This window comes from Altericroceibacterium indicum, assembly GCF_009828105.1.
GTDB classification, from domain to species: Bacteria; Pseudomonadota; Alphaproteobacteria; order Sphingomonadales; family Sphingomonadaceae; genus Altericroceibacterium; species Altericroceibacterium indicum.
The window spans coordinates 380,395-401,952 of sequence record NZ_WTYQ01000002.1; the positions used below are offsets into that span (position 1 = coordinate 380,395).

The window sequence follows — 21,558 nt, forward strand, 5'->3', positions numbered from 1 at the left end:
ATCATGAAAGCTCAGCATCTCTTTGCAAGCCCTCAACCAACCCCGCAAAAATCAGGAAGTACTCCTGCGAAACGCTTGGTCCTCAAGGCCTGTCTGGCCGCCGGTTGCGCCATATTCGGTGTGGCAGGATTGCCCGCAACGCAGGTGGATGCGCAGTCTGCCAGCTCTCCATCACAGGATGTCACACTATCCATCGGGCGCGGGCAATTGGTTAATGTGCCAGGTTCTATGGCGGATGTGTTCATCGCCAATGATGCGATTGCCGATGTGAAGGTGAAATCGGCCCGGCAGCTCTATGTTTTCGGCAAATCGGGCGGTGAAACCACGCTTTATGCCTCCAATGCTGCTGGTGACATCATCTGGTCGGCCAATATTCGCGTGGGCAATAATATCCAGAGCATTGACCAGATGATGACACTGGCGATGCCCGATGCGCAGATATCTGTCGCCACGATGGGCAACAATATGGTTCTGCTCACCGGCACGGTCGCGCAACCCGAAGATGCTGCCGAGGCCGAGCGGCTGGCAAAGGCTTTCTTGGGGGACGGCATGAATGTGGTCTCCCGCCTGCGCACTGCCACGCCGTTGCAGGTCAATCTTCAGGTTCGTTTTGCCGAAGTGAACCGCACGCTGGTACGCGCTTTGGGGGCAAATCTGCAAACCACCGATACGACTGGTGGATTCAAATTTGGCATTTCCCAAGGTCGCAATGGTGCGATCTCCAGCAGTGCCAGCGGTTCTGTCAGCGGAATCAGCAATGGCACCACGCTGGGTGGCTTTGGCAAATTCCTCGGGCTTGATATTTCGAGCGCGCTGGACCTTGCCGAACAGAACGGTCTGGTAACAACACTCTCTCAACCCAACCTCACCGCTTTGTCGGGCGAAGCGGCGGAATTTCTGGCGGGTGGTGAATATCCCATCCCCATCAGTAACGGCAATAATAACGGTATTTCGATTCAATATCGCAAATATGGTGTCAGCCTCAGCTATGCGCCCACGGTACTGAGCAATGGGCGGATTTCGATGCGCGTGCGGCCCGAAGTGTCCGAACTGACCAGCGAAGGGGCCGTGAACATTGAAGGATTCCAGATTCCCGCTCTCACCGTGCGCCGGGCTGAAACCACGGTAGAGCTTGGTTCCGGCCAGAGCTTCATGATTGCTGGCCTGCTGTCCAACAGCGCGCAGAATTCCATCAACAAAGCCCCCCTGCTCGGTGATCTGCCGATCCTCGGCAACCTGTTCAAATCGAGCGAGTTTCAAAAAGGCCAGACCGAACTGGTGATCGTGGTCACGCCCTATCTGGTGAAGCCGGTGAATGCGAATGACATTGTGCTGCCGACAGATGGCTTCAAAGCACCCACCACCGGGCAGCAGTTCTTCCTCGGGCAGGAATCCGATGGCACGCCCGGAGAAAGCCGGCCCAAGCCAAGGCTTGCCCCCTCACAAGATCAGCGCCCCGCCTTTGGTGAAATCCAGCCAGAGGCGCGCAATCGCCAGCAAGACTCCTCTTCTTCAGAAGCCGCCAAGCCCGGCTTTGATTTCAATTGAGAAAGGTCATCTGGATGCCCCATCCTGCCAATCGCTCTATGACCCGCCTGTGCAGCGCCGCACTCCCCCTTGCTCTGGGGCTTGCGCTTGCCGCCTGCGGCACTGCGCAAGAGAACCGTTCGCTCTATTCGGTCAAACAACCGGTGGTGCAGCGCGCCAACTATGCCATAGATTTGCGTCGTAATGGCAACGGCCTCCCAGAGCAGGAACAGCAGCGGCTTGCTGGATGGTTTGCAGCAATGGAATTGGGTTATGGCGACCGTATTTCAGTAACAGACCCGGCCGGCGGCGGCAGGGTTGCAAGCGATGTTGCGCAATTGGCGGCGCGCTATGGCCTGCAGCTTAGCCCCCCTTCACCAGCCGACCTCCAGCCCGTTGAACCGGGACTTGTGCGGGTCACGCTCGCCCGCTCCACCGCATCAGTGCCCGGTTGCCCCGATTGGCAGGAAAGCTACAGCACTCATTTCGGCAATGAAACGGCGAATAATTTCGGCTGCGCCACCAATGCCAATCTGGCTGCAATGGTAGCTGACCCGGAAGACCTTGTGCGCGGCGCAAGTGATACTGGCAGCACACAGATCATGACCTCCAACAAGGCTATTGAGGCCTATCGCACACAGCCCACCACCGCCGTTGATGTGACCAAGGATCTCAACTTCCTCAAAGGCGCGAAGGCCACCAGCACCACAGAGGACAATTGAGCTATGAAAAACGGCCTGCCTGCCAATCGTGATCCTTTTGCCGCCTTTATGTGTGACGAAGTCAGCATTGACACCATTCGACCCATCGCGCTGGAAATGGGCTGGGCCGCTGAGAAGGTCGCCAAAGGCGGATTGCGCAATGCCGTGCAATCGCTTTCCATCGCGTCCAGCCCGGCCATCCTGATGGTCGATCTCTCCGAATGCGGAGATCCATTGAACGACATCAACGCACTGGCTGAAGTGTGCGAGCCGGGCACAGTGGTGATTGCAATAGGGCAGATCAACGATGTGCGCCTCTATCGTGATCTTCTGGCAAGCGGCATTCATGATTATCTGCTGAAACCCCTTCAGCCCGCGCAAGTCAGCGATGCACTGAAACAGGCACTGGCGATTTTCACCACACCGCGCGTAGTACCCGGTGAAGCAGCCAGCCCGCACATTTGCACCGCCGTCATCGGAACACGCGGCGGCGTTGGTGCGTCATCGCTGGCCACATCGCTGGCATGGGACTTCAGCTCTACCCACGCCAAATCCACAGGCCTGCTCGACCTTGATGTGCATTTTGGAACGGATGCGCTGGCGCTCGATCTGGAACCGGGACGCGGCCTTGCCGATGCGATTGATGATCCCAGCCGGATTGACAGCCTGTTTCTTGAACGCGCTTCCACCTATGCGACAGACCAGCTCGCTATCATGTCAGCTGAATGTTCCCTCAGCAAACCCCTGCTGACCGATGGCACCGCATTTGTTCAACTTCAGGATGAATTTCGCGACGCCTTCGACATCATGGTCATCGATATGCCGCGCAGCATTCTGGTAAACTTCCCGCAATTGCTGGCCAAAGTGGATGTGGTGGTGCTGGTGGTGGAAATGACCCTTGCCTCCGCACGGGACACAATCCGCCTGCTGTCCTGGCTGAAAAGCAATGCGCCGGAAGCCCAGATTCTGATCGTGGCCAACAAGGTTCAGAGCGCCGGGGGCGAAATCAGCCAGAGTGATTTCCAAAGTTCAATCGAGCATACGATCAACTATCTCGTGCCCTATGATTACAAGGCAGCAACCACGGCGGCCAAATTGGGCCAGACACTGCTCGAAGCCAATTCCGGCAATAAAAACATCACACCTATCCATGAGCTGGCGAAGGCCATTGCTGCTTTGGCCGATGGAGAGGAAATCACGCCGGAGGAGAGCGCAGACACATCCCTGCTCGGTAAATTCGATCTCAAAAGCTGGCTGTCGAAAAAACCGGATAACAGCAAGCCTGCCAAGGTGCGCCGCTGACTATGGGCTTGTTGCCGCTTCTTCTGTTTGGCTTTGGCCTCACGCTGCTGGTGGTGTTGGTCTATCTGCTGGCAGGTGGCCCTTCCCCTGCCAAGGAAAGCCAGCGCCGTTTGGAAAGCCTGCGTGCCCGCTATTCTGAAAGCACGGTTGACCGGGTTGAATCGCAATTCAAAAAAGCCATCGCATCACGCCGTGCCAAGGTGAAAGGCGGCAGTTCCGCCAATTCACGCGCCAAAGCTCTGCAATTGCGCCTGAAACGCGCCGGCAAAGACTGGACGCTGAACCAATATGCCTATGTATCGGGCGGGATCGCGCTGGTGGTCGCCTTGCTGGCCTATTTGCAAACCGGTGCGCTTTTCCTCTCGCTCTTGCTCGGCATCCTGTTTGGCGCAGGGATTCCACATATGGTGGTGAACCGCCTGATCAACAAACGGCTCGATAATTTCATCGTGAAGTTCCCCGATGCGATTGATCTCATCGTGCGCGGGCTTCGTGCCGGCCTGCCGGTGGCTGAAACGCTGATGGTGATTTCCTCCGAAATTCCCGGCCCCGTGGGCGAAGAGTTTCGGACGGTTACGGAAAAAATGAAAATCGGCCGCACGATGGAAGAAGCATTGCAGGAAACGGCAAACAAGCTCGCCCTGCCGGAGCTGCAATTCTTCGTCATCACCCTTGCGATTCAACGCGAAACGGGTGGCAATCTTGGTGAAACGCTGGCCAATCTCAGTGATGTTTTGCGCAAACGCGCCCAGATGAAGCTGAAGATTCGCGCCATGAGTTCAGAATCCAAGGCATCAGCCTATATCGTCGGATCGCTGCCCTTCTTCGTCTTCATCATGATCTGGTTTGTGAATCCCAATTATGTCGGCGGTTTTTTCACGGATGATCCGCTGATCGTCACCGGGCTTGGCGCGATGATCTGGATGGCCATCGGTGCCTTTATCATGGCCAAAATGGTCAGTTTCGAAATTTGAATCAGGGGAGGGTTACGTCATGAATGCCGAAGCTACCCCCACCCTGTTGGGCTTTGATGTCGTCCTTGTCGGCACGATCCTTGCCGGGATTGCGGCAGGCGCGGTCTTGCTGGCCATCTATGCTGCCGTGACGGTTCGCGATCCAATGGCTGGCCGTGTCAAAGCACTGAACGCAAGACGGGAAGAATTGAAGGCCGGCATCGTCGCCGTAACCTCCAAGCGCCGCCGCGTTGTCCGCCGCAATGACACCACGGAAAAGCTGAAAAGCTGGCTGGAAAAGCTCAAGGTCTTGCAAGATAGCCAATTGGCTGAAGTCCAGCAGAAGCTCGCCCATGCCGGTTATCGCAATAAGGAATGGGCTGTAGCGGTGATTTTCGCCCGGATGATGCTGCCGCTTACAGTGGGTCTGACGACGGCAGCGCTACTCTATTGGGTGGAGATTTTCCCGGAATGGGGTGCCTTCAAGCGCTTTATCGCCTTTGCCGTCTTCCTGATCGGATCATATAAAGGGCCGGATATCTTCCTTAAGAACAAGATCACCAAACGCACCAATCTCATCCGCAGGGGGCTTCCCGATGCGCTGGATTTGCTGGTGATTTGCGCTGAGGCCGGCCTGACAGTGGACGCCGCCTTCAGCCGTGTGGCCCGCGAATTAGGGCGGGCCTATCCTGAACTGGGCGATGAATTTGCCCTCACTTCGATCGAACTATCCTTTCTCACCGAAAGGCGACAGGCGTTTGAAAATCTGGCTTACCGCGTCGATCTGGAAGCTATTCGCGGGGTAGTCACCACCATGGTGCAAACCGAACGCTTCGGCACTCCCCTCGCCTCTGCCTTGCGCGTGCTCTCTGCCGAATTTCGTAATGAGCGCATGATGCGGGCGGAAGAAAAAGCAGCGCGTTTGCCAGCCATTATGACGGTGCCGCTCATCATGTTTATTCTGCCGGTGCTCTTCGTGATTATTCTAGGGCCGGCAGCCTGTTCAATCAGCCAGGCGTTCAGCGAAGGTGGTGCCATGGGTGGGTGAGCACCACCCGCCTTACCATAGCTGAAAAGCAGTGCTTAACGGACCCCGAAATTGCCGCCGAACAGGCCGTTCATGTCGAGATCTTTCACTTCCTTGCGAACACGATTCAGCAGATGTTTGAAAGTCTCACATTCTTCATCCGTGAAATTGGCGAAGAGGCGGCGTTCCATTTCCTGCGCGATGGGCATAATCTCATCATGCATCGCCTGCCCGCTTTTCGTCAGTTCAAGCAAATGAGACCGACCATCCTCATCATTGGGTTTGCGCACGGCCAACCCGCGGTCTTCCAGCACTTTGCACGCGCGGTTGACGGCAACCTTGTCCATCACGGTCAGCCGGGTGAGATCCCGCTGGGTCAACATTCCCGCATCACCGAGTACCGCCATCACCCGCCATTCGGGCACTTTAAGATCCACCTTGTCATGATATTCAGCAGCAATGCGCGCGCTGACAGCATTCGACGTGATCGAAAGCAGATAGGGCAGAAAATCGGACAGGCGGTTGTATTCAATCATAGCAGGCCGTCTCTGATACAGGCAGCATATGATTGCAAGATAATATTATTTCATTCGTAACAATATTTAACGTACTTAACTTGCGTGAAAAAGCCTACCGGCAATAGCATCCAACTGGGCAGCCATTTTTCCATCCCAATGGCTGCGCGCAGTCATAATGGCATGGTCAAGGACAGTATCAATCGGATTGGCTGGCCGTATCGGCGGCAAAGCTCTGGCGAGATGGCGCAAAGTGGCCCGCGCCGTCTCCGCATTTTGCCGCGCGACTTGCATGACCTGCGCCACGTCAACCGCTTCCCCACTGTCGCGCCAGCAATCATAATCGGTCACCATACCCAGCAGCGCATAAGGCAGCTCCGCTTCACGGGCGAGCCGCGCTTCGGGCATGGCCGTCATCCCGATGACATCGGCACCCCACTGGCGGTACATATGGCTTTCCGCACGGGTGGAAAATTGCGGACCTTCAATCGCCACATAGCAACCGCCACGATGGACGCTCGCACCGGCTCCTTCCGCAGCACTGGCCAAATGAGCTGACAATTGCGGGCAAGTAGGGTCAGCAAGGCTGACATGGGCGACCATCCCCTCCCCAAAGAAACTACGTTCGCGCTGAACAGTACGGTCGATCAACTGGTCCACCGCGACAAATTCGCCGGGCGCCATATTTTCGCGCAAGGAACCGATGGCGGACAGCGCCACAAGGTCCGTCACCCCGCAACGCTTCAACACATCGACATTGGCGCGATAATTGATCGCTCCAGGAGGCAAGCGATGCCCTTCACCATGGCGCGCCAGAAAAGTGAAGCGCACCCCTTCCAGCGTGCCGGTGGTGACCGGGCCGGAAGGTGTGCCAAAGGCGCTTTGGACAGATATGGATTGCGCGTCATCCAGACTGCCGGGGGCATAGAGTCCTGAGCCACCGATCACCCCGATATGCCAACCATTCTCCACCACTTAAACACCCTTTCGGTTCTTGTAGGTTCTTTTCAGTGCCTTTCAGGCCCTATTCTGCCTTAGCGTGGCGGCATCCGAATTGCGCCATCCAATCGCACACATTCGCCGTTGAAATAGCCATTTTCCACCATGGTCAAAACCAGATTGGCATATTCCTCCGGCTTGCCCAAACGTTTGGGGAACGGCACCGAAGCGGCCAGTGAAACCTGCGCTTTTTCGGGTAACCCAGCCATCAAAGGTGTGGCAAAAATCCCCGGAAGTATGGTGTTTACGCGGATTCCTTCGCTCATCAAATCGCGCGCAATCGGCAGCGTCATGCCCACTACACCGCCCTTGGATGCAGAGTAGGCCACCTGCCCGATCTGGCCATCTACCGCCGCCACGGAAGCGGTGCTGACAATCGCCCCGCGCTCGCCATCTTCCAACCCATCCAGTGTCATCATGCCCGCCGAAGATTTGGCGATGCACTGGAACGTGCCCATCAGATTGACCTGCAGTGTTTTGAGAAACAAGCTAACAGGCAAGTGACTGATTTCACCTGTTTCCTTGTCCCGCCGCACAGTCTTGCCAATGGTGCCGATGCCAGCGCAATTGACCAGAATCCGCTCCTGCCCATGCGCCTGACGCGCCTTGGCAAAACCGGCATCAACCGATGCTTCATCCGAAACATCAACCTTGCAAAAAGTGCCGTCAATCTCGGCGGCAATCTGTGTCCCACGCTCTTCATTCAGGTCAAAGAGGGCGACTTTTGCGCCCTTTTCCGCCAGCGCCCGGGCTGAAGCTTCACCCAAGCCCGAAGCGCCGCCGGTCACGATAGCCGCAATGGATTGATCAATTTTCATATTCTTCCTCTCCCTCGCTTAGCGAATGGCATGTGTTTCCATCCGGCTATGCGAGGAAGAGGACTTAATCAAGCAACAGTGATGTTCAGCTCACCATCGCCTTCATCAATGTGCAAAGTTGACCCATCCGGCACGTCTCCGCGCAGTAACTTGTCTGCCAGAGGATCCTGCAAATATCGTTGAACCGCGCGCTTCAACGGCCTTGCGCCATAGACAGGGTCATAGCCCACCCGGCCCAGCCAGCGCCGCGCCGCATCAGTGAGGTCGAGCACAATCTTGCGATCGGCCAGAAGTTTCTGGACCCTATCAACCTGAATATCGACAATCGGTGCCATGTCGCTCTGCCCAAGGCGATGGAACAGAATAATCTCATCCAGCCGGTTGAGGAATTCGGGCCGGAAATGTCCACGCACAACCTCCATGACCTGCGGTTCGACATCGGCCACGTCCTGCCCCTCTTCCAGATTGGAAAGGTACTGGCTGCCAAGGTTGGACGTCAGAATGATCAGCGTGTTGGAGAAATCCACCACACGGCCTTGCCCATCAGTCAAACGGCCATCATCAAGCACTTGAAGAAGCACGTTAAAGACATCGCTATGCGCCTTCTCGACCTCATCAAACAGGATAACCTGATAGGGACGACGGCGCACCGCTTCGGTTAAAACACCACCTTCATCATAACCAACATAGCCTGGAGGTGCACCGATCAGGCGGGAAACTGCGTGTTTCTCCATGAATTCACTCATGTCGATCCGCACCATCGCCGTATCATCATCGAACAGGAATTCTGCCAAGGCCTTGGTCAATTCCGTCTTGCCGACACCCGTAGGCCCGAGGAACAGGAAGCTGCCCAATGGACGGTTCGGGTCCTGCAAACCGGCCCGTGCACGGCGCACAGCGCGCGACACAGCCTCAACCGCTTGCGACTGCCCAATGACCCGCTTGCCGATCACTTCTTCCATCTTGAGGAGCTTATCCCGCTCCCCTTGCATCATTCGGTCAACCGGAACACCGGTCCACCGGCTGACGATGGAGGCAATGTCTTCATCAGTCACTTCTTCGCGCAGCATCGCCGTGCTGGCGAGCGCTTGTGCCGCTTCCAGAGACTTCTCAAGCTGAGGAATCTTGCCGTAAGACAGTTCACCCGCCTTCGCGAGATCACCGCTGCGTTGAGCCTGTTCCAGCTCAATCCGCGCGTGATCCAGTTCTTCCTTGATCTTGCCTTCTGCTGCGATCTTGTCGCGCTCATTCTGCCAGCGGGTCGTCAATTCAGACGATTGCTGCTCCAGATTAGCCAGTTCTTCCCGCAAATGGGTGAGGCGATCCTTGGAAGCCGTGTCGCTTTCCTTGGTCAGCGCAGATTCTTCGATTTTGAGCTGGATAATCCGGCGATCAAGATTTTCGATTTCCTCTGGCTTGCTTTCCACTTCCATCCGGATGCGGCTCGCCGCCTCATCCATCAAATCGATGGCTTTGTCTGGCAAGAACCGGTTAGTGATGTAGCGGTTGGAAAGCTGCGCCGCAGCCACAATTGCACCATCAGTGATGCGCACACCGTGATGCAGCTCATACTTTTCCTTGAGCCCGCGCAGGATCGAAATCGTGTCTTCCACTGTCGGTTCATCAACGAAAACAGGCTGGAAGCGCCGCTGCAATGCAGGGTCTTTCTCAACATATTTCTGATATTCGTCGAGCGTGGTGGCCCCGATGCAATGGAGTTCACCCCGCGCCAGCGCTGGCTTCAGGAGATTGCCTGCATCCATCGAACCTTCCGAAGCGCCCGCTCCGATCAGCGTGTGCATTTCATCGATGAACAGGATGATGTGGCCATCAGCGCCCTTCACTTCATCAAGCACAGCCTTCAGCCGCTCTTCGAATTCGCCGCGATATTTGGCACCCGCAATGAGAGACCCCATATCGAGCGCCATTAGCGTGCGATCCTTGAGGCTATCGGGCACATCGCCATTGGCAATGCGCAGCGCCAACCCTTCCGCGATAGCTGTTTTACCCACGCCGGGATCACCAATCAGCACAGGATTGTTCTTGGTTCGGCGGGCGAGAATCTGCACTGTTCGGCGGATTTCCTCGTCACGGCCAATCACCGGATCAAGCTTGCCGGAACGTGCCGCTTCGGTCAGATCGCGAGCGTATTTCTTCATCGCGTCATAGGCATTTTCTGCGCTGGCAGAATCCGCGGTGCGGCCGCCACGCAGTTCTTCAATGGCCTTATTCAGCGCTTCAGGGGTCACATTGGCCGCAGCAAGCGCCTGCCCGGCCTTGGTGGTCTTGGCGAGTGTGAGTGCGAGCAGAAGGCGCTCCACCGTTACAAAACTATCACCTGATTTGGTGGCAACCTGTTCAGCCTGATCGAGCACACGCACAGCATCATTATCGAGCCCCGGCGTAGCCTGCGCCCCACCACCCGACACAGCCGGGATTTTCGACAGCGCCGCGTCCACCTCATCACTGGCAAATTTCGCATTGCCGCCCGCACGCTGAATCAAACCGGCCGCCATGCCTTCATTATCTTCCAGCAAAGCCTTCAGCACATGCTCCGGCGTAATCCGCTGGTGATTCATGCGAATAGCAACGGTCTGGGCGGCCTGGAGAAAGCCCTTGGCCCGATCAGTGAATTTTTCGAGATTCATAGTGTATCCCTATTCCTTTCCGCATTCAGATAGTGTTGCGATTTAGCAACACAAGTGCCGATGACACGAATCTTTTGCCAGGCCCTCTGTATTACCCCAGCGATGCACATCGAAGGCAGAGGTCACACTGTCCAATAGCGCAGACTGAAGCCATTCCTGCCCCTCTTGGATATTCCTTACTCAATGCCCAGAATTCGAATTTCGGGCAAAATGCACGGTGCTGACTGAGGCGGAAAGGAAACTTGCGCTTGCTGGAATGAACCCACCAAAATCAGCTTGCGATGCGGAAATTTCCAAAAAGGACATTCGCACCGTGGTTCATATTGATGGGTGCGCTGATGAAGAAATATTTGACCGGATTGTCATTGAACAATCTCGCATCGGCGATCTTCGTGCGATCAAAATAGACCTGCATCTGATCTCCTTTTACCGCAATGGAGACATGCATCACCCGATTAGCGTAGGAGGAATAGTTAAAACTCAGCGAGTGGAAATAATCCGTCACGCTACTGGAAACGGTAGTGTTGCCGCTATAATTGGTATTCACCACAGCCAGACCCGCATCATTATAGGCATCCTGCACATAGGAACGGACGCTGTTATTCGCGGTAAACCCAAAGGGCATTCCGCTAAGGTCACGCGTTTGATCCGCCGCCACCACAATATCGAATTCGATGGTGAAATTCGCCGGCAATTGGGGCGGGGTTTCCAGCTTATAGGTGGCAAACTTCTGCAACGACAGCCATTTGCCGGGCAACCCATTGACGCTGACAACCGAGCCAGAACCGTTGGTTTTCCACTCCGCTGGCATCGCACCGATTTTCACATCAGCGAAATCATCCTGAACCAGCGTAGTGGTGCCAGGCGTAAAATCGAAACCCTCATTGATCTGCAATCTGGATGAAGCGGGCTGATCCTGATCCATCTGTTCAGCCGGAGCGCCTTCTTCACCGCGAACCGTCCGCTCGACTTCCTTCTCCACACGTTTCTTCACCGTGCCAAGCAGGTTACCCCATTGCGCAAAAGCGGGTGCCGGAAGCGCCAGCAGCGATCCAGCTAACAGAGCAAAAGCAAACGTACGGGAATTATTTTGCGGCATGAGGTCTCCTGAATATTGGTTGAGCTTTGACTGAACGCCAATATGTTTATGCCACTGCGTTAAATCGCGACCAACCTTATTTTCAAGTATTTAACTGAGCATTTCATGCTTTGAAAAAGCACGAACCATCGCAGTTTTGTCCCAAGCCTTTCATTTTGAAGCGACACGTTTCGTGTTAAAAACATGCCTTGATTCTCTTTAGGGGCTTTAACAGATGCGCCGTTTTCAGCTTTCCGCTGCTCTTCCTCTTGTACTGGCATGCCTTGCCATATCCTCCACACCGGCAGTGGCACGCGAAACACCCGCCATCACACAGCCAGGTGAAACCCCGACACAAACAGCCGCAGCAGCACCACTTTCCGAACTCGTCGATCAGGTGAATATTCCCTATGAACGTTTCACGCTTGCCAATGGCCTGACCACTCTCGTCCACACCGATCGGAAAGCGCCGGTGGTTGGCGTCACCATTTATTACCGGGTCGGCTCGAAGAACGAACCTGAAGGCAAGACCGGTTTTGCCCATCTGTTTGAACATCTGATGTTCGGTGGCAGTGAAAACGTGCCTAATTTCGACATTCCGCTGGAAGCTGCCGGTTCAACCAGCACCAATGGCTCCACCTGGTATGACCGGACGAATTATGTCGAAACCGTCCCCACTGGCGCGGTTGATCTGGCCTTGTTCATGGAAAGTGACCGGATGGGTCACCTGCTCGGCGCGGTCAGTCAGGACAAGCTCGATAAGCAGCGCGGCGTGGTGCAGAATGAAAAGCGCCAGGGCGACAACCAGCCTTATGGCCTTGCAGAATATGCGATTGGTGACGGCTTGCTGCCAGTAGGCCATCCTTATCGCCATTCCACCATCGGTTCGATGGCCGATCTTGACGCTGCCAGCCTGAGCGATGTGCGCAATTGGTTTATCAACCACTATGGTCCGAACAATGTCGTAGTGGCACTGGCTGGCGATATTGATGCGGCCACTGCGAAGGCCAAGGTTCAAAAATGGTTCGGCGATATTCCGCGCGGGCCGGAAGTGGCCAAAATCTCCGCCGAACCCGTCACTTTGGCGGCGCCTGTCAGCCGGGAAATGACCGACCAGGTACCCGTCACCCGCATTTACCGCGCCTGGACAGGCCCTGCGCTCACCAGCGCCGATTCCGTTCCACTTTCGGTTGGCATGTATGTATTGGGTGGGCTGGCGAGTTCGCGGCTCGACAATGCTCTGGTACGTGATGAACAGCTGGCTGTCAGCGTATCGGCCTCCGCTCAGCAGCATGAACAGCTTGGCTTTCTTCAAGTGCAGATGGATGTGAAACCCGGCGTAGACCGAGCAAAAGCGGAACAGAGGCTGGATCAGCTTATCACACAATTCGTGCAGCAAGGCCCCAATGCTGATGAGCTTTCCCGCGCTGCCACGGAAATTGTCTCCCAGCAAATTGGCGCACTCGAATTGGTCGGCGGATTTTCCGGCAAGGGCGCAACTCTTGCGGAAGGTTTGCTCTACGCCGATGATCCTGACCTCTATAAGAAACAGCTTCAGCAAATGGCGAGCCTTACGCCCGCAGAAGTGAAAGCGGCCATGCAGCGCTGGCTGTCACGCCCGGTTTACAGTCTGGCAATCGTGCCCGGTGAACGGACCGAAGATGGCGCGACCATGGGTGGGTGGAGCGATGATGGCACCGCCCCTGCGGCCAAGCCAGCCAAGCCCGACAAAACCGTCGCAACGGCACAAGCGGTGAAGGCCGAAAAGCGCACGCCGCCCGCATTGGGCGACACCCCTGCCCTCACTTTCCCGGCGATTGAACGCACGACTTTGTCCAATGGCATTGAAGTAGCCCTTGCCCGCCGAACGGCCATTCCCAAGGTCAGCATCGCGCTTGAATTTGATGCAGGATACGCCGCGGACGGGCAGGCAAGTGCTGGTACGCAGTCCATGATGATGGACATGCTGATGGAAGGCACCACCACCCGCAGCGCAATCCAGATTGCAGAGGAACAGGAACGCCTCGGCGCATCACTTTCCACCGGAGCGAGCCTCGACAACTCGACTGTGATGCTGACAGCGCTCACCTCCAATCTTGCCCCATCACTTGAACTAATGGCCGATGTCACGCGCAACCCCGCTTTTGCGGCCTCTGAAGTGGATCGGGTGAAGGGGCAGCGCCTGGCCGATATTGCGCAAGCCGAGGCATCCCCCTTTGGCTTGGCTCAACGGGCTATGGGGCCAATTCTGTATGGCGACCATCACCCCTATGGCACAGTAGGCGCGCTGGGCACGACCGCAGTTGTGGAAGCGCTCTCACCCGCCATTCTGGAACAAGCCCATGCGAAATGGCTGCGCCCGGACCTCGCCCGCATCACCGTAGTGGGCGATGTGACAATGGCAGAGCTGAAACCGCAATTGGAGAAGGTTTTTGGCCAATGGGCCGTGCCCGCTTCCGCCAAGCCAGTGAAGGATCTTACCGGCGCGATCCCCAGTGCGCAGCAGCGCATCATCATGATCGACCGGCCCAACTCCCCGCAAAGTGTGCTCTATTTCGGGCGGGTTCTACCCATCACCGGGCATGACAAGGGCCTCGAAGCGCTTGATCTGGCCAATGAAGTGATTGGCAACGGTTTCCTCTCCCGCCTCAACAGCGATTTGCGCGAAGACAAGGGTTGGACCTACGGCATCAGCAGCGCCATCACCGACAGCATGGGGCCACGCGCTTTCAAAGTGGCAACACCTGTGCAGGCTGACCGGACAGGCGATTCCATCAAGCTGATCCTTGCTGATATGGCCGCATTCCCTGCCAAGGACCCGGTCAATGAAGTTGAGCTTCAGCGCGTGACGGAAGGCAATATTCGCGGTCTTCCAAACCGTTTCCAAACCAATGGGCAAGTACTGGGCGCGATTATCGAGAACACCGAATTTGGCCGCCCCGATGATTATTACACCAAGCTCCCGGCAATTTATGAAGCGATTGATGGTGCAGCGATCGACACCGCTGCCAGCACCTATCTCCAGCCCGGCAAGATGGTGATCGTGGTGGTGGGCGACCGTAAAGTGGTTGAACCGCAGCTCAAGGATCTCGGCATTCCGGTGCAATATGTTGAGGGTGGCGCGCAGTAAGCGCCTTCACCAGCAAACAAAAGGGCGGCCCAATCGGAGCCGCCCTTTTATATCCACTGATAGTCTGGCCTATCCGCAATATTGCCCGCGCAAGGCCTGATAGGCCACCGCCGTCGCGGTATTGGCCAGATTGAGCGAGCGAATCTTGTCGGAGCGCATCGGCAGATGAAACAGCCGCGTTTCATGCGCCTTCACAATCTCTTTGGGCAAACCCTTCGTTTCCCGGCCAAACACCAGATAGGCATCATCAGGATAGGTCGGCTCATAAAAGCTGCGTGAACCATATTCTTCAAACAGAAAAAGCTGGTCATCACGCGGAGCGCGCGCGGCGATGAAATCGTCCCAACTGGCAAATTCCGTCAACCGGATATGCTGCCAGTAATCGAGGCCAGAGCGCTTCACCCTTTTGTCCGAAATTTCGAAACCCAGCGGGTGTATCAAAATCAGTTCCAGATCCAGCGCGACGCAGGTGCGGCCCACCGCCCCGGTATTGCCGGGGATTTCAGGGTGGACCAGCACCATGGCCATGCCGCGCTTGGAGGAAGGCGCGCTCATTGATCAGCCTTGCTTAGCCGAGCTTCTGCTTCAGAAGTTCGTTCACCACGGCTGGATTGCCCTTGCCCTGCATTGCCTTCATGGTCTGTCCCACGAAGAAGCCGAAGAGCTTGTCCTTGCCGCCGCGATATTGTTCCACCTTGTCCTGATTGGCCGCCAGAACTTCATCGATCTTGGCTTCGATTGCGCCCGTATCAGAGACCTGCTTCAGCCCTTCGGCTTCGGCAATTTCTTCCGCATCACGGCCCGTTTTCAAGACAATCTCGTAGATTTCCTTGGCCTGACCGCCCGAAATTTCGCCGGCATCCTGCATCTTGAGGATTTTCGCCTGCGCTTCAGCAGTGGAATAGGCCGGATTGGCTTCATCGCCCAAGGATTTCAGAACGCCCGGCGCAATGGAAAGCGACCAATTGGCCACCTGTGTTGCGAGCGCCGATTCATCTTTGCCGAGAATTTTCGCCGTTTCAGCCAGCAGCGTTTCAAACCGGCCGAAAGTCTCCACCTCAGCGGTGAGTTCACGGGCATTATAAACACTCAGGCCCAATTTCTCGATATAACGCGCGCGTTTGGCATCCGGCAGTTCCGGGAGGCTGGCCTTGCAATCTTCCAGAAACGCATCGTCCAACTCTACCGGCAGCAGATCGGGATCGGGAAAGTAGCGATAATCATGCGCATCTTCCTTACTGCGCATAGAGCGTGTGGTGCCGCTGGTGGGATCAAACAGGCGCGTTTCCTGTACCACTGTGCCACCATCTTCGATCAGATCGACCTGACGCTGTGCTTCGACCTCAACCACCTGCATCACAAAGCGGACCGAGTTCACATTCTTTGTTTCTGTGCGCGTGCCCAGTTCTTCACCGGGGCGGCGGACGGAAACGTTCACGTCTGCCCGCATCGAGCCCTGATCCATATTGCCGTCGCAAGAGCCGACATAGCGCAGGATCGAACGCAATTTGGCGAGATAGGCCCCGGCTTCGGCAGGCGAAGTCATATCCGGGCGGCTGACGATTTCCATCAGCGCCACGCCGCAACGGTTGAGATCGACATAGGACATCGTCGGATGCTGATCATGCATCAGCTTGCCCGCATCCTGTTCAACATGGATGCGCTCAATCCCGATCACCTTGTCTTCAGGCAGGCCGGCCTTTTCATCCGCTTCGATCAGCAATTCGCCTTCGCCCACGATGGGGTGATAAAGCTGGCTGATCTGATAGCCCTGCGGCAAATCGGCATAGAAGTAGTTCTTGCGATCAAAGCGCGAATATTTGTTGATCTGCGCGTTGATCGCCATGCCGGTGCGCACCGCCTGACGGATGCATTCCTGATTGGGGACGGGCAACATGCCGGGCATGGCCGCATCAATCAGCGAAACCTGCGTGTTCGGCTCAGCACCAAACTGCGTCGAGGAAGACGAAAACAGTTTCGCCTCAGATGTGACCTGCGCATGAACTTCAAGGCCAATAACGACCTCCCATTCACCCGTTGCGCCCTGAATACGATAATTGCTCATCTCACCACCACTTCTGCGGTTTAGCTGTAAAGCCAGCGCGTTCTTCCAATGCAAGGCCAGCATTCAGCACGCCCTGCTCGTCGAAGGGCTTGCCGATGATCTGCAGGCCGAGCGGCAGGCCGTCTGCGTTGAGGCCCGAGGGCACGGACATGGCCGGAAGGCCCGCCAGTGACGCCGGAACTGAGAACACGTCGCCCATATACATTTCCAGCGGATCGCCGGTCTTTTCACCCAGCGCGAAGGCGGCTGTGGGGGCTGTCGGCGCGAGGATCACGTCGCATTGTTCAAACGCGCTCATAAAGTCGCGCTGCACCAGCGTGCGGACCTTCTGGGCCTGCGTGTAATAGGCATCATAGAAACCAGCGGACAGCACATAGGTGCCGATCAGAATGCGGCGCTTGACCTCATCACCAAAACCGGCCGCGCGGGTGGCGGCATACATGTCCTGAAGGTTTGCGCCTTCGGGAAGGTCGCGCAGGCCATAACGCACACCATCATAGCGCGCGAGGTTGGAGGAGGCTTCCGCAGGGGCAATGATGTAATAAGACGCCAGCGCATATTTCGTATGCGGCAGGCTGATATCCACCACTTCGGCCCCGGCATCTTTCAGCCACTGAATGCCATCATCCCATGCCTTGGCGACATCGGCGGCAAGGCCGTCCATCCGGTATTCCTTGGGGATGCCGATTTTCTTGCCCGTAAGATCAGAGCTGAGCGCCGCTTCCCAATCGGGCACCGGCAGATCAAGGCTGGTGGAATCCTTGGGGTCGAAACCGGCCATGGCTTCCAGCATGATCGCGCAATCGGTGACATCCTTGGCCATCGGCCCCGCCTGATCGAGCGAGGATGCAAAGGCGACAATGCCCCAGCGGGAGCAACGGCCATAGGTCGGCTTGATACCGGTGATGCCGGTGAAGGCCGCTGGCTGGCGGATCGAACCGCCGGTATCCGTGCCAGTGGCCGCAGGCGCAAGGCGCGCAGCAACCGCAGCACTGGAACCACCAGATGAGCCACCGGGAGCCAGCTTCGCATCGCTGCCCTGCTTGCGCCAGGGGCTGACCACTTCACCGAAATAGGAGCTTTCATTGGAAGAGCCCATGGCGAACTGATCGAGATTCAGTTTGCCGAGCATCCCCGCACCCGCTTCCCACAATTTGCGGCTGACGGTGCTTTCATATTCGGGCTTGAACCCTTCGAGAATATGGCTCGCGGCAGAGGTCTGCACGCCCTGTGTGGCGAAGAGATCCTTCACGCCGATGGGCACGCCCGCCATGGAACCGAGTTCTTCGCCCTTAGCACGCGCGGCATCAACCGCATCAGCGGCTTTCAGGGCATGGTCAGGTGTGGCGGTGATGAAAGCGTTCAGCGCTTCGGCTGAGGCGATATTGGCATTGAAGCCTTCCGCAACTTCGCGCGCGGAGAAGTCCCCCGCTTTCACGCCTTCGCGGATGGCCTTGATGCCCAGTTCAGTGAGTTCGGTCACAATTCGTGTCCTGATATTCCGAGATAGGTAGCAGCCACTCCGCAGCGGGAATGACGAGAAATCACGCGCGTCACTCGATGACTTTGGGCACACCAAAGAAGCCATGTTCGGCAACTGGTGCATTGGCCAAAATCTTGTCTCTGATGCCGCCGCCGGTGAGCGGGTCAGCATTCACTGCATCTGCGCGCAGGCGCAGCTTGTTGGGGATGACGGCGGTCATCGGTTCAACACCGGACACATCCACTTCACTGAGCTGATCCACAAAATTGAGGATCGTGTTGAACTCAGGCACCATCGTGTCGAGATCAGCCTCGCTCATATTGATGCGCGCGAGAGACGCGATTTTGGCCACAGTGGCCCTATCGACGGACATAAGTCTTACGCCCTTTTCCTAAGAAATTCGTGATGCTTGGCGGAGTATCAGCCACTGGCGCGCGCTTCAAGCGACGCGCCATATTATGGCTGGGCATTCAGCTTACTGGCCGGGAGCCGGTTGGCCACCCGGAGCACCACCACCTTGTTGAAGCTGCTGCATCATCTGCTGTTGCTGCATCATCTGCTGAATTTGAGCCTGGCTCATGAAATCAAGCAGCGTCACTTCAAAAGTGAGGTCGCTATTGGCCGGGATGGGGCCGCGATCCTGAGCACCGTAACCCTGATCGGCAGGGATATGGACGCGGTACTTGCCGCCCTTCTGCATAGCTTTCAGAGCCGTGGAGAAGCCCGGAACCACACCGTTCACGGCGAGAGGTGCACGCTCATTCTCATCAAACACGGTGCCGTCGGGCAATGTGCCGCGATAGCTCACCAAAGCCATATCCGTGTCGCTCGGTGAGACGCCCGTACCTTCTTCAATCACTTGCAAGGTCACGCCATTGGCAAGCTGCTGCACATGCGGAGCAACGGCATAAGCGATGCCAGCGGCAGCCAGAAGAACGATAGCAACGCCGATCCAGAGCTTCGTGAGCGAACCCTTCTTGATCGGTTGCAGCGGGACGCGGGTGATTTCCGTCATAGCATTATCCTGAAAAACAAAAGGTCGGGCCTAAAAGCACTATATACAGGCCTGAAAAGCAAAAGGCGCGAGATTTCTCCCGCGCCCCTTTGGCCTAACCCGAGAACGGGTTCAAGCAAGTCTTGCGGTTAACGCCTTACTTGCCACCATCACGTTCAACGCGCTTGCGCTCAAGCTTGCGAGCGCGGCGAACAGCAGCAGCCTTTTCACGGGCGCGCTTTTCGCTTGGCTTTTCGTAATGACGGCGCAGCTTCATTTCGCGATACACACCCTCACGCTGAAGCTTCTTTTTCAGCGCACGAAGAGCTTGTTCCACATTGTTATCGCGAACCATGATCTGCATAAACTAAAACACCTCTGGAAATCCGGTCAAAGCAGCCCGCCACCGATGGGGGCTCTACCTTGTGAGAAACTAACAAAAAAAGCGCCGAATCCGCATTAGGGATCGGCTCCTAACCGGCGCGCCTCTAAGCCAAAACAAAACTGTTGGCAAGACATTCCGATCAACACCCACAACCAAACGGTAAGCAGGCCTTCATCAATTGCACTCTATATGGGGGCTGAACCACTGCGATTCAAGCAGTAATAGAGCCACAAGCACCCCGTCCTGTCTCGCCGCAGGGCTTCCCACCGGGGCGTCGCACGTATAAGGGGCGGAATTATGGCAACTCCTTCACCTTTGTCAGCCTCCCTCTTCGTCGCTTGCGGCGGCGGGATCGGGGCCGTCACGCGCTATCAGCTCGGCCGTTTCATCACCCATACAATGGGCGTGCACGCTGTCACCACTTTCCCGTGGGCGACATTGGCCTGCAACGTTCTGGGCAGTATGCTTATGGGTCTTCTGACTGGCTTTCTGGCCCGGCATGGCCATAGCAGCCAGGAAACGACGCGCCTGTTCATCGGAGTTGGCCTTCTGGGCGGCTTCACAACTTTTTCCTCTTTCAGCCTCGAAATGATGCTGATGGTGGAACGCGGGCAAAGCGCCATGGCTGTAACCTATGCAGGGGTTTCCCTGCTGGCTGGCCTCGCCGCTCTTTATATAGGCCTTATTGTAATGCGAGTGGCAGGATGACTGATCAGGTACGCCAATTCACGGTTGCTGATGATGACCACGATATTCGTCTGGACCGCTGGTTCAAACGCCATTTGCCCCAGATCGGCTTTGGCACGGTATCCAAATGGGCGCGGACGGGGCAGATTCGGGTTAATGGCAAGCGCGTCAAACCCGATGACCGGATCGAAAGCGGTCAGATCATCCGTGTACCACCGGGCGGAGATACACCTTCCAAACAGCGCGAGGTCATAGACCTGAGCCCTGAAGAACGGATTGAAGCGGAAGAAATGCTCATCCGTCAGACACGCTCCGCCATTATCATCAACAAGCCCCCGGGCCTTGCCACCCAAGGCGGCACCAAGACCACCAAACATGTCGATCGATTGCTCGACGCTTATGCCGGGGCGGATGAACCACGCCCTCGCCTTGTTCACCGGCTCGACAAGGATACGTCTGGCGTCTTGCTGGTTGCCCGGTCAGCAGGCAGCGCGGCCTTTTTCTCCAAGCGGTTTTCCGGGCGGTCTGCCAAGAAGATCTATTGGGCGCTGGTGGTTGGCGTTCCCGATGTCACCAATGGCACTATCGAAGCACCGCTGGCCAAGCAACCCGGAACGGGCGGCGAGAAGATGCATGTCGATATGGAAAATGGGCAACCCGCCAAAACCCTGTATCGTGTCGTCGAACGCGCAGGCAATGCCGCCTCATGGGTAGAATTACAGCCGATGACCGGCCGCACCCATCAGTTGCGTGTGCATATGGCCGCGATTGGCCACCCCATCGTGGGCGATGGCAAATATGGCGGGCCTGACTCCTTCCTCACAGGCACGATCAGCCGCAAGATGCACCTTCATGCCCGGCGCCTGATTATCGATGCACCTGATGGCACGACGCTGGACGTGACGGCAGAACTGCCTGAGCATTTCGCGGCTTCAATGGAACAGCTCGGTTTCGACACCGGCCTCAGCATGGCCGAACCGGAACAAGGCCCCCCGCCGATGGACAAGGCCACCAAGAAGCATGTCGCCAAGCAACATGCCAAGCAATACCGCAAGGAACGCCGGGGCGAACGCCGCAAGCGTGCTGATGGCACGCCGATTGATCGGTCCTCCGGTCGCAGCAAGCCTGAAGGCCCGCCCAAGAAGTCCGGACCCAAAAAGGGCAAGGGAAGCCCTGTGCCCAAAGCGCTTCTGAATAAGAAAAAGCCTGTCCGCACGGCTGCTCCGAAGAAAGGCAAGCGCTAAAT

At 56.6% G+C, this 21,558-nt stretch carries 19 protein-coding genes; 8 read left to right on the forward strand and 11 right to left on the reverse strand.

The features are described from left to right. Window positions 1–3: 3 nt before the first annotated feature. From GRI39_RS06670 to GRI39_RS06690, 5 genes are read left to right on the forward strand one after another with little or no spacing between them, the layout of a single operon-like run. Window positions 4–1,548 (forward strand): type II and III secretion system protein family protein, encoded by a 1,545-nt coding sequence (locus tag GRI39_RS06670; RefSeq protein WP_160738923.1) that lies wholly within the window; start codon window positions 4–6, stop codon window positions 1,546–1,548. A 14-nt stretch (window positions 1,549–1,562) separates the two neighbouring features. Beyond that, a complete protein-coding gene (locus GRI39_RS06675) occupies window positions 1,563–2,249 on the forward strand; it encodes a CpaD family pilus assembly protein (protein ID WP_246204937.1) in 687 nt (228 codons plus the stop codon). 3 nt (window positions 2,250–2,252) lie between these two features. After that, on the forward strand, window positions 2,253–3,530 hold the full coding sequence (locus GRI39_RS06680) for a pilus assembly protein CpaE (protein WP_160738924.1): 1,278 nt from the start codon (window positions 2,253–2,255) through the stop codon (window positions 3,528–3,530). A gap of 2 nt (window positions 3,531–3,532) precedes the next feature. Next, a complete protein-coding gene (locus tag GRI39_RS06685) occupies window positions 3,533–4,504 on the forward strand; it encodes a type II secretion system F family protein (protein ID WP_160738925.1) in 972 nt (323 codons plus the stop codon). Window positions 4,505–4,523: 19 nt separating this feature from the next. Next, window positions 4,524–5,531, forward strand: a complete 1,008-nt coding sequence (locus GRI39_RS06690) for a type II secretion system F family protein (protein WP_160738926.1) — start codon at window positions 4,524–4,526, stop codon at window positions 5,529–5,531. Window positions 5,532–5,566: 35 nt separating this feature from the next. On the opposite strand, the gene GRI39_RS06695 is transcribed toward GRI39_RS06690, so the two are convergent. The 5 genes from GRI39_RS06695 to GRI39_RS06715 form a co-directional block, all read right to left on the reverse strand. Further along, on the reverse strand, window positions 5,567–6,046 hold the full coding sequence (locus GRI39_RS06695) for a MarR family winged helix-turn-helix transcriptional regulator (RefSeq protein ID WP_160738927.1): 480 nt from the start codon (window positions 6,044–6,046) through the stop codon (window positions 5,567–5,569). Between the two features lie 75 nt (window positions 6,047–6,121). After that, window positions 6,122–6,997, reverse strand: a complete 876-nt coding sequence (gene mtnP / locus GRI39_RS06700) for an S-methyl-5'-thioadenosine phosphorylase (protein ID WP_343033315.1) — start codon at window positions 6,995–6,997, stop codon at window positions 6,122–6,124. Window positions 6,998–7,059: 62 nt separating this feature from the next. Beyond that, window positions 7,060–7,842, reverse strand: a complete 783-nt coding sequence (locus GRI39_RS06705) for an SDR family NAD(P)-dependent oxidoreductase (RefSeq protein ID WP_160738928.1) — start codon at window positions 7,840–7,842, stop codon at window positions 7,060–7,062. A gap of 68 nt (window positions 7,843–7,910) precedes the next feature. After that, window positions 7,911–10,490, reverse strand: a complete 2,580-nt coding sequence (clpB, locus tag GRI39_RS06710; protein ID WP_160738929.1) for an ATP-dependent chaperone ClpB — start codon at window positions 10,488–10,490, stop codon at window positions 7,911–7,913. A 271-nt stretch (window positions 10,491–10,761) separates the two neighbouring features. Next, complete coding sequence (locus tag GRI39_RS06715) at window positions 10,762–11,589, reverse strand: hypothetical protein (protein WP_160738930.1); 828 nt, start codon at window positions 11,587–11,589, stop codon at window positions 10,762–10,764. A gap of 214 nt (window positions 11,590–11,803) precedes the next feature. Here GRI39_RS06715 and GRI39_RS06720 point away from each other — a divergent pair, with 214 nt between their 5' ends. After that, window positions 11,804–14,698 (forward strand): M16 family metallopeptidase, encoded by a 2,895-nt coding sequence (locus GRI39_RS06720; RefSeq protein WP_160738931.1) that lies wholly within the window; start codon window positions 11,804–11,806, stop codon window positions 14,696–14,698. A 69-nt stretch (window positions 14,699–14,767) separates the two neighbouring features. On the opposite strand, the gene GRI39_RS06725 is transcribed toward GRI39_RS06720, so the two are convergent. The 6 genes from GRI39_RS06725 to rpsU form a co-directional block, all read right to left on the reverse strand. Then, complete coding sequence (locus tag GRI39_RS06725; RefSeq protein ID WP_160738932.1) at window positions 14,768–15,253, reverse strand: tRNA (cytidine(34)-2'-O)-methyltransferase; 486 nt, start codon at window positions 15,251–15,253, stop codon at window positions 14,768–14,770. A gap of 13 nt (window positions 15,254–15,266) precedes the next feature. Then, entirely contained in the window at window positions 15,267–16,763 is a 1,497-nt protein-coding gene (gene gatB, locus GRI39_RS06730) for an Asp-tRNA(Asn)/Glu-tRNA(Gln) amidotransferase subunit GatB (RefSeq protein WP_160738933.1), read from the reverse strand. A 1-nt stretch (window position 16,764) separates the two neighbouring features. After that, the gene (gatA, locus tag GRI39_RS06735; protein WP_160738934.1) at window positions 16,765–18,246 is read right to left on the reverse strand and encodes an Asp-tRNA(Asn)/Glu-tRNA(Gln) amidotransferase subunit GatA; all 1,482 of its coding nucleotides are present in this window, start codon (window positions 18,244–18,246) and stop codon (window positions 16,765–16,767) included. Between the two features lie 70 nt (window positions 18,247–18,316). After that, window positions 18,317–18,619, reverse strand: coding sequence for an Asp-tRNA(Asn)/Glu-tRNA(Gln) amidotransferase subunit GatC (gene gatC, locus GRI39_RS06740; RefSeq protein WP_160738935.1), 303 nt, complete (start codon window positions 18,617–18,619; stop codon window positions 18,317–18,319). 102 nt (window positions 18,620–18,721) lie between these two features. Then, complete coding sequence (locus tag GRI39_RS06745) at window positions 18,722–19,261, reverse strand: FKBP-type peptidyl-prolyl cis-trans isomerase (RefSeq protein WP_160738936.1); 540 nt, start codon at window positions 19,259–19,261, stop codon at window positions 18,722–18,724. A 136-nt stretch (window positions 19,262–19,397) separates the two neighbouring features. Then, window positions 19,398–19,604 (reverse strand): 30S ribosomal protein S21, encoded by a 207-nt coding sequence (gene rpsU, locus GRI39_RS06750; protein WP_160738937.1) that lies wholly within the window; start codon window positions 19,602–19,604, stop codon window positions 19,398–19,400. 318 nt (window positions 19,605–19,922) lie between these two features. On the opposite strand from rpsU, the gene crcB reads away from it, so the two are divergent. Then, the gene (crcB, locus tag GRI39_RS06755; RefSeq protein ID WP_160738938.1) at window positions 19,923–20,333 is read left to right on the forward strand and encodes a fluoride efflux transporter CrcB; all 411 of its coding nucleotides are present in this window, start codon (window positions 19,923–19,925) and stop codon (window positions 20,331–20,333) included. After that, window positions 20,330–21,556 carry an RluA family pseudouridine synthase gene (locus tag GRI39_RS06760; RefSeq protein WP_160738939.1) on the forward strand — a complete coding sequence of 409 codons (1,227 nt, stop codon included), beginning with the start codon at window positions 20,330–20,332 and terminating at the stop codon, window positions 21,554–21,556. The genes crcB and GRI39_RS06760 overlap by 4 nt, the downstream gene beginning before the upstream one ends. Window positions 21,557–21,558 lie beyond the last annotated feature (2 nt).